This window comes from Bartonella sp. AP280QHHD (genome assembly GCF_042196125.1).
GTDB lineage: Bacteria > Pseudomonadota > Alphaproteobacteria > Rhizobiales > Rhizobiaceae > Bartonella.
Genome location: NZ_JBHIPQ010000047.1, coordinates 1 through 17,302 on the forward strand (window position 1 = coordinate 1; position 17,302 = coordinate 17,302).

Genomic DNA, 17,302 nt, shown 5'->3' on the forward strand with positions numbered 1-17,302 from the left:
GAGGTCTTCCCATGATCAACGTGACCAATCGTACCAATATTAACATGCGGTTTTGTTCGTTCAAACTTGCTCTTCGCCATTTGAGCTCTCCATTTTCCGTCCAAGCCAAGGACTAAGTTAAAAATTAATTACCAACCTGAAATTACGCGTATTTCTTTTGAATCTCCAAAGCAACAGCTGAAGGCACAGGCTCGTAATGATCAAACTGCATTGTATACTGCGCACGCCCCTGACTCATAGAGCGAAGAGTATTCACATAACCAAACATATTTGCCAAAGGAACCATTGCATTCACAACCGTTGCAATGCCGCGCGCTTCAGTTCCTGAAATCTGCCCCCGACGAGAATTGAGATCACCAATAACATCACCAACATAATCATCTGGAGTAACAACTTCCACCTTCATGATCGGTTCAAGAAGCTGTGCACCAGCCTTCTTTGCCCCATCACGAAAAGCCGCACGAGCAGCAATCTCAAAAGCCAAAACCGAAGAATCAACATCGTGATAGCCACCATCAATGAGAGTCGCTTTTACACCAAGCATAGGAAAGCCCGCAAGAGGACCTGACCCCATAACACTCTCAATCCCTTTTTGGACACCGGGAATATATTCTTTAGGAACAGCACCACCAACAATCTTTGACTCAAAAATAAAGTCATCACCATCATGAGGCTCAAAAACAATTTTCACACGAGCAAATTGACCTGCACCACCCGATTGTTTCTTATGCGTATAATCAATTTCCGCCATTTTAGTAATTGACTCACGATAAGCAACTTGAGGCTGCCCAACATTTGCTTCAACCTTAAACTCACGCCGCATACGATCAACAATAATATCAAGATGAAGCTCACCCATTCCAGCTATAATAGTCTGACCAGATTCCTCATCCGATTTAACACGAAATGAAGGATCTTCGGCTGCTAGACGGTTAAGAGCAATACCCATTTTTTCTTGATCTGCTTTTGTCTTCGGTTCAATTGCAATCTCAATAACAGGCTCTGGAAATTCCATCCTCTCCAAAATAACAGGTTTCAAAGGATCACAAAGAGTATCCCCTGTTGTCGTCTCCTTAAGTCCTGCAAGAGCAACAATATCACCAGCAAATGCTTCTTCAATATCCTCACGAGAATTTGAATGCATTTGAAGCATACGCCCCAAACGCTCTTTTTTCTTTTTCACAGTATTCTCAAGAGAAATACCTTTCTGAACTTTACCTGAGTAAATACGACAGAACGTCAATGAACCAACAAAAGGATCATTCATAATTTTAAAAGCAAGCATAGATAACGGAGCATCATCAGAAGATTCGCGTGTCGTCTCAGCCTCAGTCTTTACATCAATACCCTTAATCGCCGGAATATCAATTGGAGAAGGAAGATAGGAAACAACAGCATCCAAAAGTGGCTGCACCCCCTTGTTTTTAAAAGCCGTACCACAAAGAACCGGATGAAACTGAACTTCTACTGTCCCCCTACGAATGAGAGAAACAAGCTGCTCGTTGGTTGGCATAACACCTTCCAAATAAGCCTCTGTCGCAGCTTCATCAACCTCCACAGCCATCTCAATCAATTTCTCGCGATATTCTTCAGCTTTCTCCTTTAAATCAGAGGGAATTTCACTTATCACTGCCGAGGCACCAATAGAACCATCCCACTTTAAAGCCTTCATTTCTACAAGATCAACAACACCTTCAAAGTCATTTTCAGCACCAATCGGCAACTGCAAAACAAGCGCTTTAGCACCTAACCGAGAACCAACCATCTCCACACTACGATAAAAGTCAGCTCCTATTTTGTCCATTTTATTAACAAAAACCATACGAGGCACGCGATACTTCTCAGCTTGCCGCCAAACAGTTTCCGTCTGAGGCTCCACACCAGCATTTGCATCCAACAAGGCTATTGCACCATCAAGAACACGCAAAGAGCGCTCAACTTCAATCGTAAAATCAACGTGCCCTGGCGTATCAATAATATTAAAGCGACGCTTCCGACCGTCCTGCCCTTCCCAAAACGTCGTTGTCGCAGCAGATGTAATCGTAATACCGCGCTCCTGCTCCTGCTCCATCCAATCCATTGTAGAAGCACCATCATGGGTCTCGCCAATTTTATGATTCTTACCGGTATAGAACAGAATACGTTCAGTCATCGTAGTCTTACCGGCATCAATATGCGCCATAATACCAAAATTACGATAATCTTCAATTTTATATTCGCGAGCCATTATATTTGCCTTAGTTTAAAACTTCTACCAGCGATAGTGAGAAAAAGCACGATTAGCTTCAGCCATACGATGAACATCTTCACGCTTTTTCACGGCAGAACCACGATTATTAGCCGCATCCATCAATTCACCAGATAAACGCTCAATCATCGTCGTTTCATTTCGACCACGTGCCGCCGCAATCAACCAACGAATAGCAAGAGCCTGACGACGATCAGGACGAACATCAATCGGAACTTGATAAGTAGCGCCACCAACACGGCGTGAACGAACCTCAATGTGAGGAGCAACATTCTCTAAAGCTCGATGAAATAGAGCCACAGGATCTGTTTTTACTCTTTTTTCTACAGAATCGAGCGCACCATAAACAATACGCTCTGCAACTGATTTTTTACCATCAAACATAATGGCATTCATAAATTTCATAATAACCAAATCACCAAATTTTGGATCTGGATTAATCTCACGCTTTTCTGCTCTATGACGACGGGACATTGGCTTTGTCTCTCAATATTATTTTGGACGCTTTGCGCCATACTTTGAACGACGCTGTTTACGATTCTTGACACCCTGCGTATCAAGCAAACCACGAATAATGTGATAACGAACTCCTGGCAAATCTTTCACACGACCACCACGAATCATTACAACAGAGTGCTCTTGAAGATTATGTCCCTCTCCAGGAATATAACCAATCACCTCGAATCCATTCGTCAAGCGAATTTTAGCAACTTTACGAAGAGCAGAATTAGGTTTCTTCGGTGTTGTCGTATAAACACGCGTACAAACACCACGCTTCTGCGGATTCGACTGCAGAGCAGGAACCTTATTACGTTTAACTGGCGCTACACGCGGCTTGCGAATCAACTGGTTTACGGTAGGCATGCAACCTTCCTCTTTTCGATCTACATTCGTCTCACCCAATCGGGCTTTTCTATTTTCATCTCTATCTACCCCAACAAAATCGGAGCAGATATCTAAGTCTACACACAAAATCGGGCACACCTGCAAAAAACAGTTTACCCGACCACAAGCAGAGAAGGCAATAGCCTTTTGCACTAGCATTTGCTTTTAATCTTCTTAACACCTGTGAATAATCCGGTTCATATCCAAAACACCTGATTACATTCACATCGGTTATGTCCATCTCTAATAGCGAGAACACGTACATTCGTCAAGAACTAAACAGCAGAAAGTTTTTAAAAATGAAAATAAATTAAATTTTAAAGCTTTAAATTTGCTTTTACCGCTACTCTTGATAAATCAATTTACCATAAGTAATATCCCTATAAATAAAAAAGTAGCGATATGACTGTAGTAAAACATAGCAGTAAATTGAATTGCATATTTGATATCTAATGATGAGCACCATGAAAATAGCAACGTGGAATATTGCTGGAATAAAAGCGCGACATGAAACATTATGTCAATGGCTGCAGCAAAGCCAACCGGACATAGTCTGTTTACAGGAAATTAAAAGTATTGATGAAAATTTTCCACGCGATACAATTGAAAATTTAGGTTACCATATAGAAACACACGGACAAAAAAGTTTTAATGGCGTTGCGATTCTCTCTAAAAAAACACCAGATGAAGTGATCCGTCGATTACCAGGCAATGATAATGATAAACAAACACGTTACATTGAAGCTGTTTATTCAACAAACAAAGGTGTTGTTCGTGTTGCATCTCTCTATTTGCCAAATGGGAATCCTATTGAGAGTGAAAAATATTCCTATAAGATAGAATGGATGGAAAGATTATATACACATGCAAAATCATTGCTTGCGTATGAAGAACCTCTTATTCTAGCAGGTGATTATAATGTCATCCCCACTCCATTAGATGCAAAAAAACCTCAAGAATGGTATCAAGATGCCTTATTTCTTGGAGAAACAAGAAAAGCATTCCAACGTATTCTTCATTTAGGTTTTTATGATGCTATCCGGAATGTCACCGATACTCCCTCCTTCAGTTTTTGGGATTTTCAGGCAGGTGCTTGGCCTAAGAATAATGGGATTCGCATTGATCATTTATTATTATCACCAGAAGCTGTTGATCAATTAATTTGCGCTCATAGCCAAACAGAAGTAAGGGGATATCAAAAACCATCCGACCACGTTCCTGTTTGGATTCACCTTAATATCAATTAAGAAAGTAAAATCCTCATTTCATGAGACAACAAAAAAATTCCACTCAAAAATAATAACTATGCTACAGCATATAAACAGTATATCTTAAGCAAATAAAATAAAAATAAATGAATGGAGGACATAAATGAAGAAATCATTATTAATGCTTATTGCAGCAACGGCCATTGGATTCTCAAGTTTCGCGCATGCTGAACATGATACTCTTGAAAAAATAAAACGAACAGGGGAAATTACTTTAGGTGTCCGTGAATCATCTGGTTTAGCCTACGCCCTTGGTAATAATAAATATGTAGGTTTTCATACAGAAATGGCAGAACGGATCATTGATGATATCTCAAAAAAAATTGGTAAACCAATTAAAGTTCATTATCTTCCCATCACTTCTCAAAATAGAATTCCTCTCTTAAAAAATAAAACCTATGATTTTGAGTGCGGCTCAACAACACATGATATTGCCCGCAGTAAAGAAGCAGCATTTGCTTATACGACATACATTGAAGAGGTTCGGATTGCTGTAAAGAAAAACTCTAACATTAAATCTCTTGAGGATTTAAATGGAAAAACAGTTGCAACGACCACCGGTACAACATCTGTTCAACTTATTCGTAAAAATAAACGTGCAAAAAACATTCAGTTTAAAGTTTTAAAGGGGAAAGATCACGGAGATAGTTTTTTATTATTAGAATCTGGTAAGGCAGATGCTTTTGTCATGGACGCTTCAATTCTTGCTGGACATATTGCTAAATCAAAGAATCCATCTGATTATGTCATTCTTGATACTGTACTTTCAGTCGAACCTATTGCCTGTATGCTCAGATTAAATGACAAAAAATTTGAACAAACAATCAACGATAGTATCGTACGTCAGATTAAAGATGAATCACTGGAAAAGCTTTATAATAAGTGGTTTATGAAACCGATCCCACCTGCTAACACTGTTATGAACCTTCCCTTATCAAAACAAACAAGATATGCTTGGGATCACCCAAATAATAAGCCTCGAGAAAGCTACGCAGAAAAAGATTTATAGAGTTTAATAAAGAAGAACCACACTCTTTTGAAATTGAGTGTGGTTTATATTTTAATTCACTTTTTAATAAATCTGGACTATGTAGATGCGCGTGGTTTATTGTCCTATTTGTGAATGACTAATTTGAGGGAATATCAATTAATGGACTTTTCTTTCCTTTGTAGAGATGACCTTACTCAAACATTGGTAACAGGATGCTTGGGAACTCCCGGCGTAAGTCATACCTATTTAGATACACTTCTCGATGGCTTAAAAAATACAATTATATTGTCTATCACTTCACTTATATTAGCTGTATTGTGTGGTGTTATTATAGGAACAATGCGCACTTTACCCAAAACATCCATAATCAATTATATATTTCGCACTATCGGTACTATTTGGGTAGAGATTATGCGTAATATTCCCCTCCTTGTACAAGTGTTTTTGTGGTATTTTGTTGTTCCGAAGATTTATCCACCAGCGATGAAATTTTCCCCCATTCTCTTAATAACATGCGCATTGGGATTCTTTACATCTGCACGCATTGCTGAACAGGTTCGTTCAGGCATTGAAGCGATTCCTTCTGGACAACGCTATGCTGCTATGGCAATGGGATTTACAACTTATCAAAGTTATCGCTATATTATACTACCACGTGCTATACGTGCAATTATGCCACCTCTTACTTCAGAAGCAATGGGGATTGTGAAAAATTCATCTATAGCATTCGCCGTTTCAATAAATGAGCTCATGCAATTTCAATACCAAACAATTGAAGAAGTAAGCCATGTTTACGAAAATTATTTGCTTGTTACGATCCTTTATATTCTAATAGCCTTATTCGTATTCATTGTGATGACAGTCATTGAACAAATACTCAAAATTCCTAATTTTCAAACAAAGGGAAATTGAATATGGTGAATTTCATAAGCTCTCAGTTTGGACTTTATTTTCCTTTCAATTTTTCCGACTTTGATTTTTCCTTTTTTACCTTTGATGTATTTCGTTCTTACATTTTATCAGGTTTACTCTTTAGCGTTTTTCTAACTCTTTTTGCAACGGTATTGGGGTTTGTTTTCGGCACACTTTTAGCAATGATGCGCCTTTCTTCCATAAAACTTCTTTCTTGGTTTGCAATCAGTTACATAACAGCTATGCGTTCAATACCACTTGTGATGGTTATCTTATGGTTTTTCGTGCTTCTGCCTTTTTTAACTGGTATATCCATTGGTGCAAATAAATCAGCACTCATTACCTTTACCGCATTTGAAACGGCTTATTTTGCTGAGATTATGCGTGCTGGAATCAATTCAGTTCCGCAAGGACAAAAATATGCAGGACAAGCTCTTGGAATGACATATTGGCAAAGTATGTACATTGTCATTCTTCCTCAAGCCTTTAGAGATATGCTTCCAGTCTTTTTAACACAAGTTATTATCCTTTTTCAGGATACAACCCTTGTTTATGCCATCAGTGGTCATAGCCTTTTGAATGGTTTTGATATTGCTGCTAATAATTTTGGTGTAAAGCAAGAAGCTTATATCTTAGCAGCTATTTTCTATTTTGTTATCTGTTTTACACTGTCACAAATAGTTTTGTATTTACAAAAAAAAGTATCCATTATTCGCTAACAGGAAAAAAAATGTCTACTCATATGATCGAAATAAAAAATGTTTCTAATTGGTATGGCGAAATTAAAGTCCTTAAAAACTGTACAACCAACATTAATAAAGGAGAAGTCGTTGTCGTTTGTGGTCCATCAGGCTCAGGAAAGTCAACACTCATTAAAACTATTAACGCTCTCGTCCCTTTTCAAAAAGGTGAAATTTGGATTAATGGAATACCAGTTCATTCAAAAAAAACGAATCTGCCTAAATTGCGAAGTCAGGTAGGAATGGTGTTTCAACACTTCGAGCTTTTCCCCCATTTATCTGTCACAGAAAATTTGACAATTGCACAAATCAAAGTCCTAAAACGAAGCAAAAAAGAAGCACTTGAACGTGGATTGTTATATCTTGAACGCGTTGGACTCATTGAACACAAAGATAAATATCCTGGTCAACTTTCTGGAGGGCAACAACAACGTGTTGCTATTGCACGTGCCTTAACTATGGATCCACTTGTCATGCTTTTTGATGAACCAACATCTGCTCTAGATCCTGAAATGGTAGGTGAAGTACTCGATGTCATGATTAGCTTAGCAGAAGAAGGTATGACGATGATTTGTGTAACCCATGAAATGGGATTTGCACAAAAAGTATCGGAGCGTGTTATTTTCATAGATCAAGGAACAATTCTTGAAGACTGCTCATCTAAAGAGTTCTTTTCTGATCCGCAAGCAAGAAAACCGAGAACGCAAGAATTTTTGTCTAAAATCCTAAGTCATTAGCCGTTAGATTATCAAAAAAAGCTATCTTTACTATGAACTTGTATACAAGAAAACAGAGTTTAATATAAGATGAGAGAATGTAAAAATATTACAATCAGATGTTTAAAAACTGTTATTCTTTAAAATCTCAACAACCAGTGAAATTGCTGTACGTCTCTCAGATTCATTACAAAGAGCAAAAGCCTCTTCTTGCAAAGGGTGAATCCAATTTTCGTCTTTTACGTTAGCTTTTTATAGGCAGCAGTTAACATTGCTGCCCCACGGACAATTTTTCCTTCTTTAAGCAGTATATTTCCAAGCATTGCTTGGGCAGAAGGATTTTCTTTTTTTGCTGAAAGTTGAAACCATCGTGCTGCTTGTATAAGATTTTTCTCCCTTCCCTCTCCCTTTAAAAATATTTTTCCTAAATGATACTGAGCTTTAGGATTTCCATAGTTTACCGCAGCCTGCATATAAAGATGAGAAGCATAAGAAGGATCAGGTTTCACAGGTGATTGAGGAATACCTTTTTTTATGTATCCGGCAAGTTTAATCAATGCATCAGAAACATAACTTTCATCCTCTGAACCAAGATCAGCACCTTTTTCAACAATATATGCAAAAAAATTATATGCCTTATAATCATTTTTAGGGACACCATCACCGTTTGCATAGATAGAGCCAAGTTTCCAATTCGCACCAATATAGCCTCTCTTAGCAGCACAACGTAATGCTGCAATAGCCTGAGTTATATGCCCATTTTTATAAACAGACATGCCACGTTTTAAAAAATAAAACGAACCATCATTCGCTTCTTGCAAGCTATTGACATCTATTACATAAACAGTCGAAAAGAATCCCTCTAAAATCACAACAATCGTGACTTTTTTCCATATCTGAAACCTATTAACCATTCCCCCTACCTCAATTTTAATGATTATATCTGTTACAAATTTCTTTGTAGATATTTAAACTCTTTTTCTTAGTAAGAAGCATACGCAATTTTAAAGTAAAAATTTTAAAAGAAAAAACAAATAGATAAAAACCATCCAATAGGATTTATCGATCTTAAAATTTTATACGTATGAGCAAAAATCGTTCAATAGAATAACGTGCATTAAACAGCAACTTGAGAACGAAGAGAATACATGATGAATGGTAAACGTTTGAGTATAAAAAACAATACGAAAGATGGATAAATATAATGATGATAGTTAACTTATAACTTCACGACTGCCTTACCACCTTAAAGATGAAGTTTTTTGCCTCCGTCAATCTATAAACAATACAGCTTTTTGTTTAACGGATTGCACCTAACATCATTTCACATGGGGTTACTTCATACTTTACACACAAGTTCTACCTCAGAATACTCACCACTACATACAAAAATACCACATGTGTAATTTTACATGCCTTATATTGCTACTCTAAATGATGATATTTTACAGAAATAAAACAAGATATTGATTTATAATGATACTTTACCATTTTGCATGTTGAATGAGGACCTCGAATATCGTAAGATTCTCTCATTCCAAACCTGTTCCATGTTAAATCAATCAAAACCATCCGCTTGCACATTACAAGTAGAGAGAGCTATGTGGATAAAAACTCTGTGTAAGAAAGAACTAAAAATGCCTCTTACGAACGGTTTGAGCTAAGGGTTGTCCGGATATTGGACAGAATGGTGCCCCCAGCGCTTGTTACTTCACAAGCATAAAGAAGGGAAGCTCAATAGATTTACCGTTATACCATTCATGATCTACGTCGTGGAATAGGCTTGGATGCCTTAAAAGATGTCTCTTTAATGATAAACATAAAACAATGGATTTCAGTAGAGATTTTATGATCGTTCATGAAAAACTAACAAAAGAAAAAGTTTCCTTTTAAAGAAGATCTATACTAGCCCTACTGGTATGCAATTATCTATCAAAAAAATAAAAAGTTGAAATCAATCTAACCGCTCTAAAGCAACAAATATTTTTTTCTGCGCTGCACGCAGTTCTACAACCCTGTTCCGCTCACGCTCAACAATTTCTGCTTTTGCATTTGCTATAAATTTGGGATTGTTTAACTTAAGCGATATTTTTTCAATATCTTGTTCAATTTTACTGACATCCTTCCTCAAACGAACACGTTCAGCCTCCAAATCAATCAACTGTCCTAATGGTAAACAAAAAACAGCCTCTCCCAAAATCATTTGTGCTGATATTTCCGGAACTTTATCAGAGAAATCAATAACTTCAATACGCGCTAATTTTTTTAGAAGTGCATCATAACGCTTCACACGCTCTCGCGTTACTTCCCCTCCTTCAACAACAACAAGAGGTGCTTGTGTCGCCACTGGAATATTCATTTCAAAACGTACAGACCGAATCCCTGTGACGACATCAATAAGCCAATTAATATCATCAGCAGCTTCTTCATCTATCAATGTTTCCTCTGGCCATTTTGTCAATGCGAGCATATCCTCACGCTTGATGGCTTGCGTTTCTGTAAGATACCACAACTCTTCCGTCATATAAGGCATAAAAGGATGAAGAAGTTTATAAACTTCATCTAAAACCCAAGCAGTACAAGCTTGAGCCTCATTTTTAGCATCTTCATTTTCCCCCTGAAAAATAGGTTTGAGAAGCTCCAAATACCAATCACATAATGTATTCCAAATGAAACGGTAAAGAGTGGCAGCTGACTCATTAAATTTATAGTGTTCAATACCAGTCGTAACTGCTGAAATTGTTTTAGATAACTCTGTTAAAATCCAACGATTAAGCGCCAGTTTTGCTTGTTCTGGTTTAAAAGCTGGATCATGCTTCACACCATTCATCTGTGCAAATCGGGTAGCATTCCACAATTTCGTAGCAAAATTACGATAACCAGCAATACGGGAAACATCAAGTTTTACATCACGACCTTGTGCTGCCATAATAGCTAAAGTAAATCGAAGTGCATCAGCACTATATTGATCAATAAGCTCTAAGGGATCAATAATATTTCCCTTTGATTTTGACATCTTTGCACCCTTTTGATCCCGTACAAGAGCATGCACATAAACCGTTGGGAAAGGAACGTCACCCATAAAGTGAAGTCCCATCATCATCATACGAGCAACCCAGAAAAAAATAATATCAAATCCTGTCACAGATAAAGATGTTGGGTAAAAAGTAGATAATTCAGTCGTTTTATTTGGCCATCCTAATGTTGAAAAAGGCCAAAGAGCTGATGAAAACCAAGTATCTAAAACATCCGGATCACGGATTAATTCAACAACCTCACCATAATGAGCAAAAGCTGAATCTAAAGCCTCTTTTTCACTTTTTTCAACAAAAACCGTTCCATCAGGACCATACCAAGCAGGAATCTGATGTCCCCACCATAATTGGCGAGAAATGCACCAAGGTTGAATATTTTCCATCCAATTGAAGTACGTCTTTTTCCAGTTATCTGGAACGAACTGCGTTTTGCCTTGTTGAACAGCCTCTATCGCTGGCTTTGCTAATTCAGCAGCATGAACATACCATTGATCTGTCAAAAAAGGCTCAATAGGGACACCACTGCGATCTCCATGAGGAACCATATGGGTATGATCATCAACAGAAGCTAAATATCCCTGTTCTTCCATCAAAGAAACAATCTTCTGGCGAGCAACAAAACGATCAGATTTATCGAGATTTTCTACTAACATTTTTAATTCATCTGATAAAATCAAACCATCGAAAAATGCTTCATTTTCACGAAGAAAAATCTCGGCTTGCTGGGTAAAAATATTGATCAAGCGTAAATGATTACGCTGTCCTACTTCAAAGTCATTAAAGTCATGAGCCGGTGTGATTTTTACAGCACCACTTCCAGCCTCAGGATCAGCATGGCTATCACCAACAATTAATAACCTACGACCAACAAGCGGCAAAAGAGCATTTTTACCGATAAGATTTTTATAACGCTCATCTTCAGGATTAACAGCAATTCCTGTATCACCAAGCATTGTTTCTGGTCGTGTTGTCGCCACTGTTATATAAGTTGTCGCATCATTTGGATCAAAAATTTTACCTTCAAGTGGATATCTAAAGTGCCACAAATGTCCTTGAACTTCTTTTTGCTCAACTTCAAGATCTGAAATAGCTGTCAACAATTTAGGATCCCAATTGACGAGGCGCTTATCCCTATATATCAACCCTTGCTTATAAAGCGTGACAAAGACTTCACGAACCGCCTGCGACAACCCCTCATCCATTGTAAACCGCTCACGCGACCAATCACATGAAACCCCAAGGCGACGCAACTGGTTTGCAATAACGCCTCCAGTTTCATAACGCCATTCCCAAATACGCTCAATAAACTTTTCTCTCCCCATTTCTTGACGCGTTGGCTCTTGGCGTTCTGCAAGTTGACGCTCCACTACCATTTGCGTAGCAATTCCAGCATGATCCATACCAGGCTGCCACAACACATTTCTGCCACGCATCCGCTGAAATCTAACTATTATATCTTGAATTGTCGTATTGAGCGCATGCCCCATATGAAGTGAGCCTGTAACATTAGGAGGTGGAAGCATAACGCAAAAAGGTTCTGCATCGCTTTTAGAACCAGCTCCCGCTTTAAAAGCCCCACGAGTCTCCCATCTCTTTGCAACCCGTTGCTCTATAGAGGAAGCATCATAGTTTTTTTCTAACATTCTATCCATCCATAACGCCGCTGAAAAACACAATATATGATCAAAACCTGATCAGAATCTCGTGAATCTCAGCCATTCACTAGAGAGCTCGCAAAATCGCAAACAAAATCCCCATAAAATGAAAAACATAAAAATAATTAAGACGATTTTTTAATCGCCTTCACAATCTCTTCACGCAAAATATCTTCCAGCAAAATAGGCAATTTAGACTGTAACCATTCTGCTATAGCCGGACGCAACACATCCTTTGCAATCTTTTCTGCAGAAGAAATACAATATGCAGACAATTCCACATGACCATCCCTTCCTGCGTCTGACTGTGATTTCCTTATCTCATCTTCATATTCTTTTGCTTTATAAACAGAATTCCGTTCTTCAGAAGAAAGCTTCATCTTTTGCATATCCATACCAACTGTATTATTTTCTGCCTCTATATCCTCTTTTTCTTGCGTTATCTTCCCCCCTTGATTTTCAGAAGAAAGACCAATACGATCAGCTAAAGCTTTCATAGCATCATCAACCGATAAGGTTGTATCATAAATACCCTCGGATGCAACTTCTGAAGCATTCACTGCAACATCTTCATTTAAAAAGTGATCAGATTGAACCGCATTTTCTTCGATTATTTCACGAATAGATGTTAAAATTTCATCCATACTTGGCTCACGTAACACGCTTGAACTCTGTACCATACTTTACAACCTCTCAAAGACGCAACAACAAATAGAATCATATTTTCAGTGTATGCAAAAGAATTATAAGATCAACATGCCTCCTACGATATTTTCAAATATGCTTGTCATAAAGAGGGCGCTACACACAGTTTTCTACACTTAGTAAAAATAATATCTCGCCGCAATATCTTTCAACATATTCAACTGTTGATTTACTAATCTTTTAAAAACTAAAATAATTTAATAAGATTCAAAGAGATACTTTTATGTATTATCGGATATATTTAATTGTTTTTAAACCTAAATAACTTGCAGTCAATTTACCAATAGAAGATTGAACACTATAGCTCGCCACAACAGCATTACGCTCTGCCATTGCAAGCGCAATCTGAGCATTAATCAATAGAGTACGAGAATTTAAAACATCCAGCGTCGTTGCTTGCCCTACGCGATTTTCTTGAACACGACCTTTCAGAGCAATTTCAGCAGCACGAACACTTTCACGGTAAGCAACAACAGATGAGCGTGCGCCCTCCAACTGAAACCAAGCAGAAGTAAGTGCTTGTCGCGTATTACTATGCGCCAAATCGAGTTGAAGCTGCGCCTGTCCAAGCTGTTCCCTTGATTGGCGAATTTGCGCAGACGTACGCCCTCCTTCAAAGATTGGGACACTTACTGACAACCCTATCGATTTAGAAACGCCATCTTCTCCAACCCCGCTGTAGATTCGATTATAAGATGCAGTTGCAGAAAAATCAACTTTAGGGAGCAATGCCCCTTCTTTCGCCTTTACATTATAAACACTCGCATCGACTAAATATTTAGCATAAAGGATTGCTGGATGCATCACAACGCTCATTTGGTAAGCCATATCAAGGTTGACGGGAAAATCTTTGGCTACAGGTGGGCGTTTTAACTTTTCAGGATCAGAACCAATAACTTGTCGATACACTGCCTCTGCTGCTTTTACATCAGAACGAGCAAGACTCAGCTCTGAAACCGCCACGGAACGTGCAGCTTGAGCTTGAGCAAGATCAACATGCCCTCCTTCACCCACATCAAATTTTGCTTTATTTGAACGAACTTGTTCCTCAAGAGCTGCCAAATTTTCTCTCCGAAGATCGGCAACACGACGTGCGTGATAGACATTAGCATAAGCGGTCACCGCCTCCAGAAACGTATTTTGTTCAACATTACGAAGATATTCACGCTGGGCCTGCAACTTAACTTGAGCTGAAGAAAAGATATTTTGCGTGATAAAACCATCAAATAATCTTTGATTTAATCTCACTCCTATAGATCCAGAAGTGACATAAGGACCTGTAAAAGACTTATTGCGCCCATAGTTCCCAACCCCCTCAACCTGTGGCAATAGCCCCGATCGCGCAATGACAACATCATCACTGGATATACGCACAGCTGCACGTTCACTATTCAACTTAGCATTATATTTATAAGCCTTAGAAAAGGCATCCATCAATGTTTCAGCACAAACAGCCTCTGATAGAAAAACACTCAACACCAGCAATAAACACGCCTGAAACTTCTTGTTTACTCTAAACATAATACACACAATAACAAACCCCAAATAAATTACAAAATTATCTTTTATTCACAAAACAAACAAGCACTAAAACACAAAACCAGGTGTTTTGAAAAAACAAGGAAGAGGCTTTACAGCGAGGTTAAAAGCACGACGAGCCGAGATGATCCCATCTTCTTTTATATAGATTTGTGCAACAGCAGCATTTCCATGCCCTTCAACCACAACAAGACGTCCACAGTCTTTCATTTGATCAAAGATACCTTGAGGAATAAAATCAACAGATCCCTCAATGAAAATCACGTCATAAGGTCCCTCAACGGCATATCCTTTCTCTAATGGACCATGAACGACAACCACATTATCACATTGATTCCGTTCTAAAGCTTCAAGAGCACGTTCAAAGAGAGATTTATCACTTTCCAGCGCAATCACAGACCCTGCAAGTTTTGCAAGCAACGCTGCACAATAACCACTATTTGCACCAATATCTAAAACAACATCTGATGATTTTACAGCGGCAAGCTGTAGTAATTTCGCTAGAGACGCAGGTTTCATCAAATAGCGTGCAGGAACCCCATCTTGCTCTGGACATAGAACAATATCAGTATCAAGATAACTTAACACTTTCATATCTTCCGATACAAAATCTTCACGAGATACCGTTAAAAAGGCTTCAAGAACTGATAAATCCGTTACATCGACTGTACGAATTTGATTGTCAACCATTTTGCGACGAAGCTCAGCAAAATCTGCAACCATAACGAATATTTTCTCCTAACCTACAAAAAACAAACAAAACAGCGACAATAAGGGATAAAGATCTCTTAAACTATGGGCGTTACAAAAAAGGATACTACAGTCAACAATTAGATTTTAACTGTATAATCTCTCATACAAAAGTGTCTTCACAAGAATAGAGGGAAATAATCTATTTTCCTATACCTCATCTCCCTTAAAAGCCGTTTCGTTTAAAATCGGCTGGAGGCCTCGCCCGGAATCGAACCGGGATACAAGGATTTGCAGTCCTCTGCGTAACCATTCCGCCACGAGGCCTCGTCAACAAACATAAAGGTTTCAATAAGGGAAGGCAACGCATCCGTCAAGGTGTAGAAATATTCTCTCGCCTTTTTTCCTCTTATTACACAATTTATCATATTTTTTTAAAAAAAGTAATTTTATCCTTTGCAAATCAGTATTGCTTTGCTATAGCCTTTTCAACGAGATGATTGGGCACCATTCCCCGGTAGCTCAGCGGTAGAGCAACCGGCTGTTAACCGGTTGGTCGCTGGTTCGAATCCGGCCCGGGGAGCCACTTTTCTTTTATTCCACGTAGTTTATTGTTTTTTCTAAAGTTTTTAGACATGAGGGATTCGTTAATAAAAGTAATGGAATAGGATTTTTGCAATAAAGTAGAAACGCAATATCCTACGGGATGTGTTTTTTGCAATGAACGCAAAAAGCGATTGATTCATTTTAAATACTTTTTTCAAACTACCGCGCCTTTATAAGAGGACACTGCAATTATTTGCACATTATAAATTACGATTTCTTTCATCAGAGATGAATTATTAAGCTCCATCAGCAATGAATCGGTCTCATATATTTTTTCCCAAAGAAAGAATGATTTGTACTCAATAAAGGAATTAAACTTAAAAACCTGCTCATGAAGCAATCATTTTGAAAAATGAAAGAAACAACAATCAAGGTCATATATTATCTCCATACACCCCACATAACCTCCTCCCCATCCTAAAAGCAAAAAAACATAAAACAAGTCTGTAAACACTCCGACGTCTTATCTAACAGGTTATTTCTCCTGCTAACCACTTCAACGCTTTACAAACAACCTTGCCTTGTTCACCACACTGTCATAAAACATTTAATACATAAAATCTTATAGGCTTTATATCCCCCAAATAATAGTTTTACAGTAAAAACCAAGATAACGAGCTAAATTGTTAAGAATCCTGGGAAAGCCTTCAGAAATCATGACATTCTCGCTATTGTATTATGCAGTCACATGCTTTTTTAAAGAGATATCTCTTAAATCCGCCAAGACTCTTTCACAATGACACCCGTAAATGGTATAAAATGAAATCGATTGATCAGCCCCATCTTTATTTATAATAAAAGCCATACCATCGTACTATTTTCCAACTCTCAATCTCAGCAATCCCCCATTGCCTTGGAAAGAGTTTATAAAAATTATTTTATTTATTTTTCAAATGATTATCTATATGACAACTTCACACATCACGTGCAAGCGAATACTTTTGATTGATCCGCATAAATAACTTCAAAATGAAAAAAATACGATATAATGAATTATTCAATATATAAAACAATGAGTTATTATTAGACATCAATTTTAAAATTAAAAGTTATCATTAAAGATAAAACACATCCTTTATAAAAATAGTTTTATATAAATAAAATCTACTTTTATTCCCATTTAAAAAAATAGGAATAAAGCAAATAAATAATTGCCTCTACAATAAAGATTTTTAATAAATCCAAAAAGTTAGAAGTTTTCATTTCTAAAAAATGAAAACCTCTAAAGGATCTTCTTACTTTGACAAGAGTATTTTATAGCTCTTTTCAATTGAGAATAAATCAACAAAAGTAAAAAATCTCCAGTACATGA

Annotated in this window: 12 protein-coding genes, 2 tRNA genes and 2 pseudogenes; 6 read left to right on the forward strand and 10 right to left on the reverse strand. The window is 37.7% G+C overall.

What is annotated here, in order from left to right; genetic code table 11:
• From ACFIMK_RS07420 to rpsL, 4 genes and pseudogenes are all read right to left on the reverse strand, one after another.
• Positions 1–80 (reverse strand): annotated as a pseudogene (locus ACFIMK_RS07420) (elongation factor Tu); the annotation flags it as partial.
• Between the two features lie 62 nt (positions 81–142).
• The gene (fusA, locus tag ACFIMK_RS07425) at positions 143–2,227 is read right to left on the reverse strand and encodes an elongation factor G (protein WP_375607436.1); all 2,085 of its coding nucleotides are present in this window, start codon (positions 2,225–2,227) and stop codon (positions 143–145) included.
• 24 nt (positions 2,228–2,251) lie between these two features.
• A complete protein-coding gene (rpsG, locus tag ACFIMK_RS07430; RefSeq protein ID WP_015856589.1) occupies positions 2,252–2,722 on the reverse strand; it encodes a 30S ribosomal protein S7 in 471 nt (156 codons plus the stop codon).
• An 18-nt stretch (positions 2,723–2,740) separates the two neighbouring features.
• Positions 2,741–3,112: a 30S ribosomal protein S12 gene (gene rpsL / locus ACFIMK_RS07435; RefSeq protein ID WP_005773262.1), complete on the reverse strand. Its 372-nt coding sequence runs from the start codon at positions 3,110–3,112 to the stop codon at positions 2,741–2,743.
• Between the two features lie 485 nt (positions 3,113–3,597).
• Between rpsL and xth the strand changes: the two genes are divergently transcribed.
• The 5 genes from xth to ACFIMK_RS07460 all read left to right on the forward strand — a co-directional run bounded on the left by xth (position 3,598) and on the right by ACFIMK_RS07460 (position 7,781).
• Positions 3,598–4,380 (forward strand): exodeoxyribonuclease III, encoded by a 783-nt coding sequence (gene xth, locus ACFIMK_RS07440; protein ID WP_375668574.1) that lies wholly within the window; start codon positions 3,598–3,600, stop codon positions 4,378–4,380.
• A 124-nt stretch (positions 4,381–4,504) separates the two neighbouring features.
• Positions 4,505–5,410 carry a transporter substrate-binding domain-containing protein gene (locus tag ACFIMK_RS07445; RefSeq protein ID WP_375612441.1) on the forward strand — a complete coding sequence of 302 codons (906 nt, stop codon included), beginning with the start codon at positions 4,505–4,507 and terminating at the stop codon, positions 5,408–5,410.
• Between the two features lie 141 nt (positions 5,411–5,551).
• A complete protein-coding gene (locus tag ACFIMK_RS07450; protein WP_375612442.1) occupies positions 5,552–6,304 on the forward strand; it encodes an amino acid ABC transporter permease in 753 nt (250 codons plus the stop codon).
• Positions 6,305–6,306: 2 nt separating this feature from the next.
• A complete protein-coding gene (locus ACFIMK_RS07455; protein ID WP_375612443.1) occupies positions 6,307–7,023 on the forward strand; it encodes an amino acid ABC transporter permease in 717 nt (238 codons plus the stop codon).
• A gap of 11 nt (positions 7,024–7,034) precedes the next feature.
• On the forward strand, positions 7,035–7,781 hold the full coding sequence (locus tag ACFIMK_RS07460) for an amino acid ABC transporter ATP-binding protein (protein ID WP_273791447.1): 747 nt from the start codon (positions 7,035–7,037) through the stop codon (positions 7,779–7,781).
• 102 nt (positions 7,782–7,883) lie between these two features.
• On the opposite strand, the pseudogene ACFIMK_RS07465 reads toward ACFIMK_RS07460, so the two are convergent.
• From ACFIMK_RS07465 to ACFIMK_RS07490, 6 genes and pseudogenes are all read right to left on the reverse strand, one after another.
• A pseudogene (locus ACFIMK_RS07465) lies at positions 7,884–8,674 on the reverse strand (tetratricopeptide repeat protein).
• A gap of 1,040 nt (positions 8,675–9,714) precedes the next feature.
• Positions 9,715–12,438: a valine--tRNA ligase gene (locus ACFIMK_RS07470; protein WP_375683082.1), complete on the reverse strand. Its 2,724-nt coding sequence runs from the start codon at positions 12,436–12,438 to the stop codon at positions 9,715–9,717.
• 137 nt (positions 12,439–12,575) lie between these two features.
• A complete protein-coding gene (locus tag ACFIMK_RS07475) occupies positions 12,576–13,130 on the reverse strand; it encodes a DUF2497 domain-containing protein (protein ID WP_375612445.1) in 555 nt (184 codons plus the stop codon).
• A 253-nt stretch (positions 13,131–13,383) separates the two neighbouring features.
• Entirely contained in the window at positions 13,384–14,676 is a 1,293-nt protein-coding gene (locus tag ACFIMK_RS07480; protein ID WP_375613721.1) for a TolC family outer membrane protein, read from the reverse strand.
• Between the two features lie 66 nt (positions 14,677–14,742).
• Positions 14,743–15,417: a protein-L-isoaspartate O-methyltransferase gene (locus ACFIMK_RS07485; protein WP_375613722.1), complete on the reverse strand. Its 675-nt coding sequence runs from the start codon at positions 15,415–15,417 to the stop codon at positions 14,743–14,745.
• 220 nt (positions 15,418–15,637) lie between these two features.
• Positions 15,638–15,711, reverse strand: a tRNA-Cys gene (locus ACFIMK_RS07490).
• 184 nt (positions 15,712–15,895) lie between these two features.
• Here ACFIMK_RS07490 and ACFIMK_RS07495 point away from each other — a divergent pair.
• Positions 15,896–15,970 (forward strand) — tRNA-Asn (locus tag ACFIMK_RS07495).
• Positions 15,971–17,302 lie beyond the last annotated feature (1,332 nt).

Excerpts from the sequence above, each read along its gene's own strand:
- fusA (WP_375607436.1), bottom strand. The coding sequence starts at position 2,227 with ATGGCTCGCGAATATAAAATTGAAGATTATCGTAATTTTGGTATTATG.
- rpsG (WP_015856589.1), bottom strand. The coding sequence starts at position 2,722 with ATGTCCCGTCGTCATAGAGCAGAAAAGCGTGAGATTAATCCAGATCCA.
- rpsL (WP_005773262.1), bottom strand. The coding sequence starts at position 3,112 with ATGCCTACCGTAAACCAGTTGATTCGCAAGCCGCGTGTAGCGCCAGTT.
- xth (WP_375668574.1), top strand. The coding sequence starts at position 3,598 with ATGAAAATAGCAACGTGGAATATTGCTGGAATAAAAGCGCGACATGAA.
- ACFIMK_RS07445 (WP_375612441.1), top strand. The coding sequence starts at position 4,505 with ATGAAGAAATCATTATTAATGCTTATTGCAGCAACGGCCATTGGATTC.
- ACFIMK_RS07450 (WP_375612442.1), top strand. The coding sequence starts at position 5,552 with ATGGACTTTTCTTTCCTTTGTAGAGATGACCTTACTCAAACATTGGTA.
- ACFIMK_RS07455 (WP_375612443.1), top strand. The coding sequence starts at position 6,307 with ATGGTGAATTTCATAAGCTCTCAGTTTGGACTTTATTTTCCTTTCAAT.
- ACFIMK_RS07460 (WP_273791447.1), top strand. The coding sequence starts at position 7,035 with ATGTCTACTCATATGATCGAAATAAAAAATGTTTCTAATTGGTATGGC.
- ACFIMK_RS07470 (WP_375683082.1), bottom strand. The coding sequence starts at position 12,438 with ATGTTAGAAAAAAACTATGATGCTTCCTCTATAGAGCAACGGGTTGCA.
- ACFIMK_RS07475 (WP_375612445.1), bottom strand. The coding sequence starts at position 13,130 with ATGGTACAGAGTTCAAGCGTGTTACGTGAGCCAAGTATGGATGAAATT.
- ACFIMK_RS07480 (WP_375613721.1), bottom strand. The coding sequence starts at position 14,676 with ATGTTTAGAGTAAACAAGAAGTTTCAGGCGTGTTTATTGCTGGTGTTG.
- ACFIMK_RS07485 (WP_375613722.1), bottom strand. The coding sequence starts at position 15,417 with ATGGTTGCAGATTTTGCTGAGCTTCGTCGCAAAATGGTTGACAATCAA.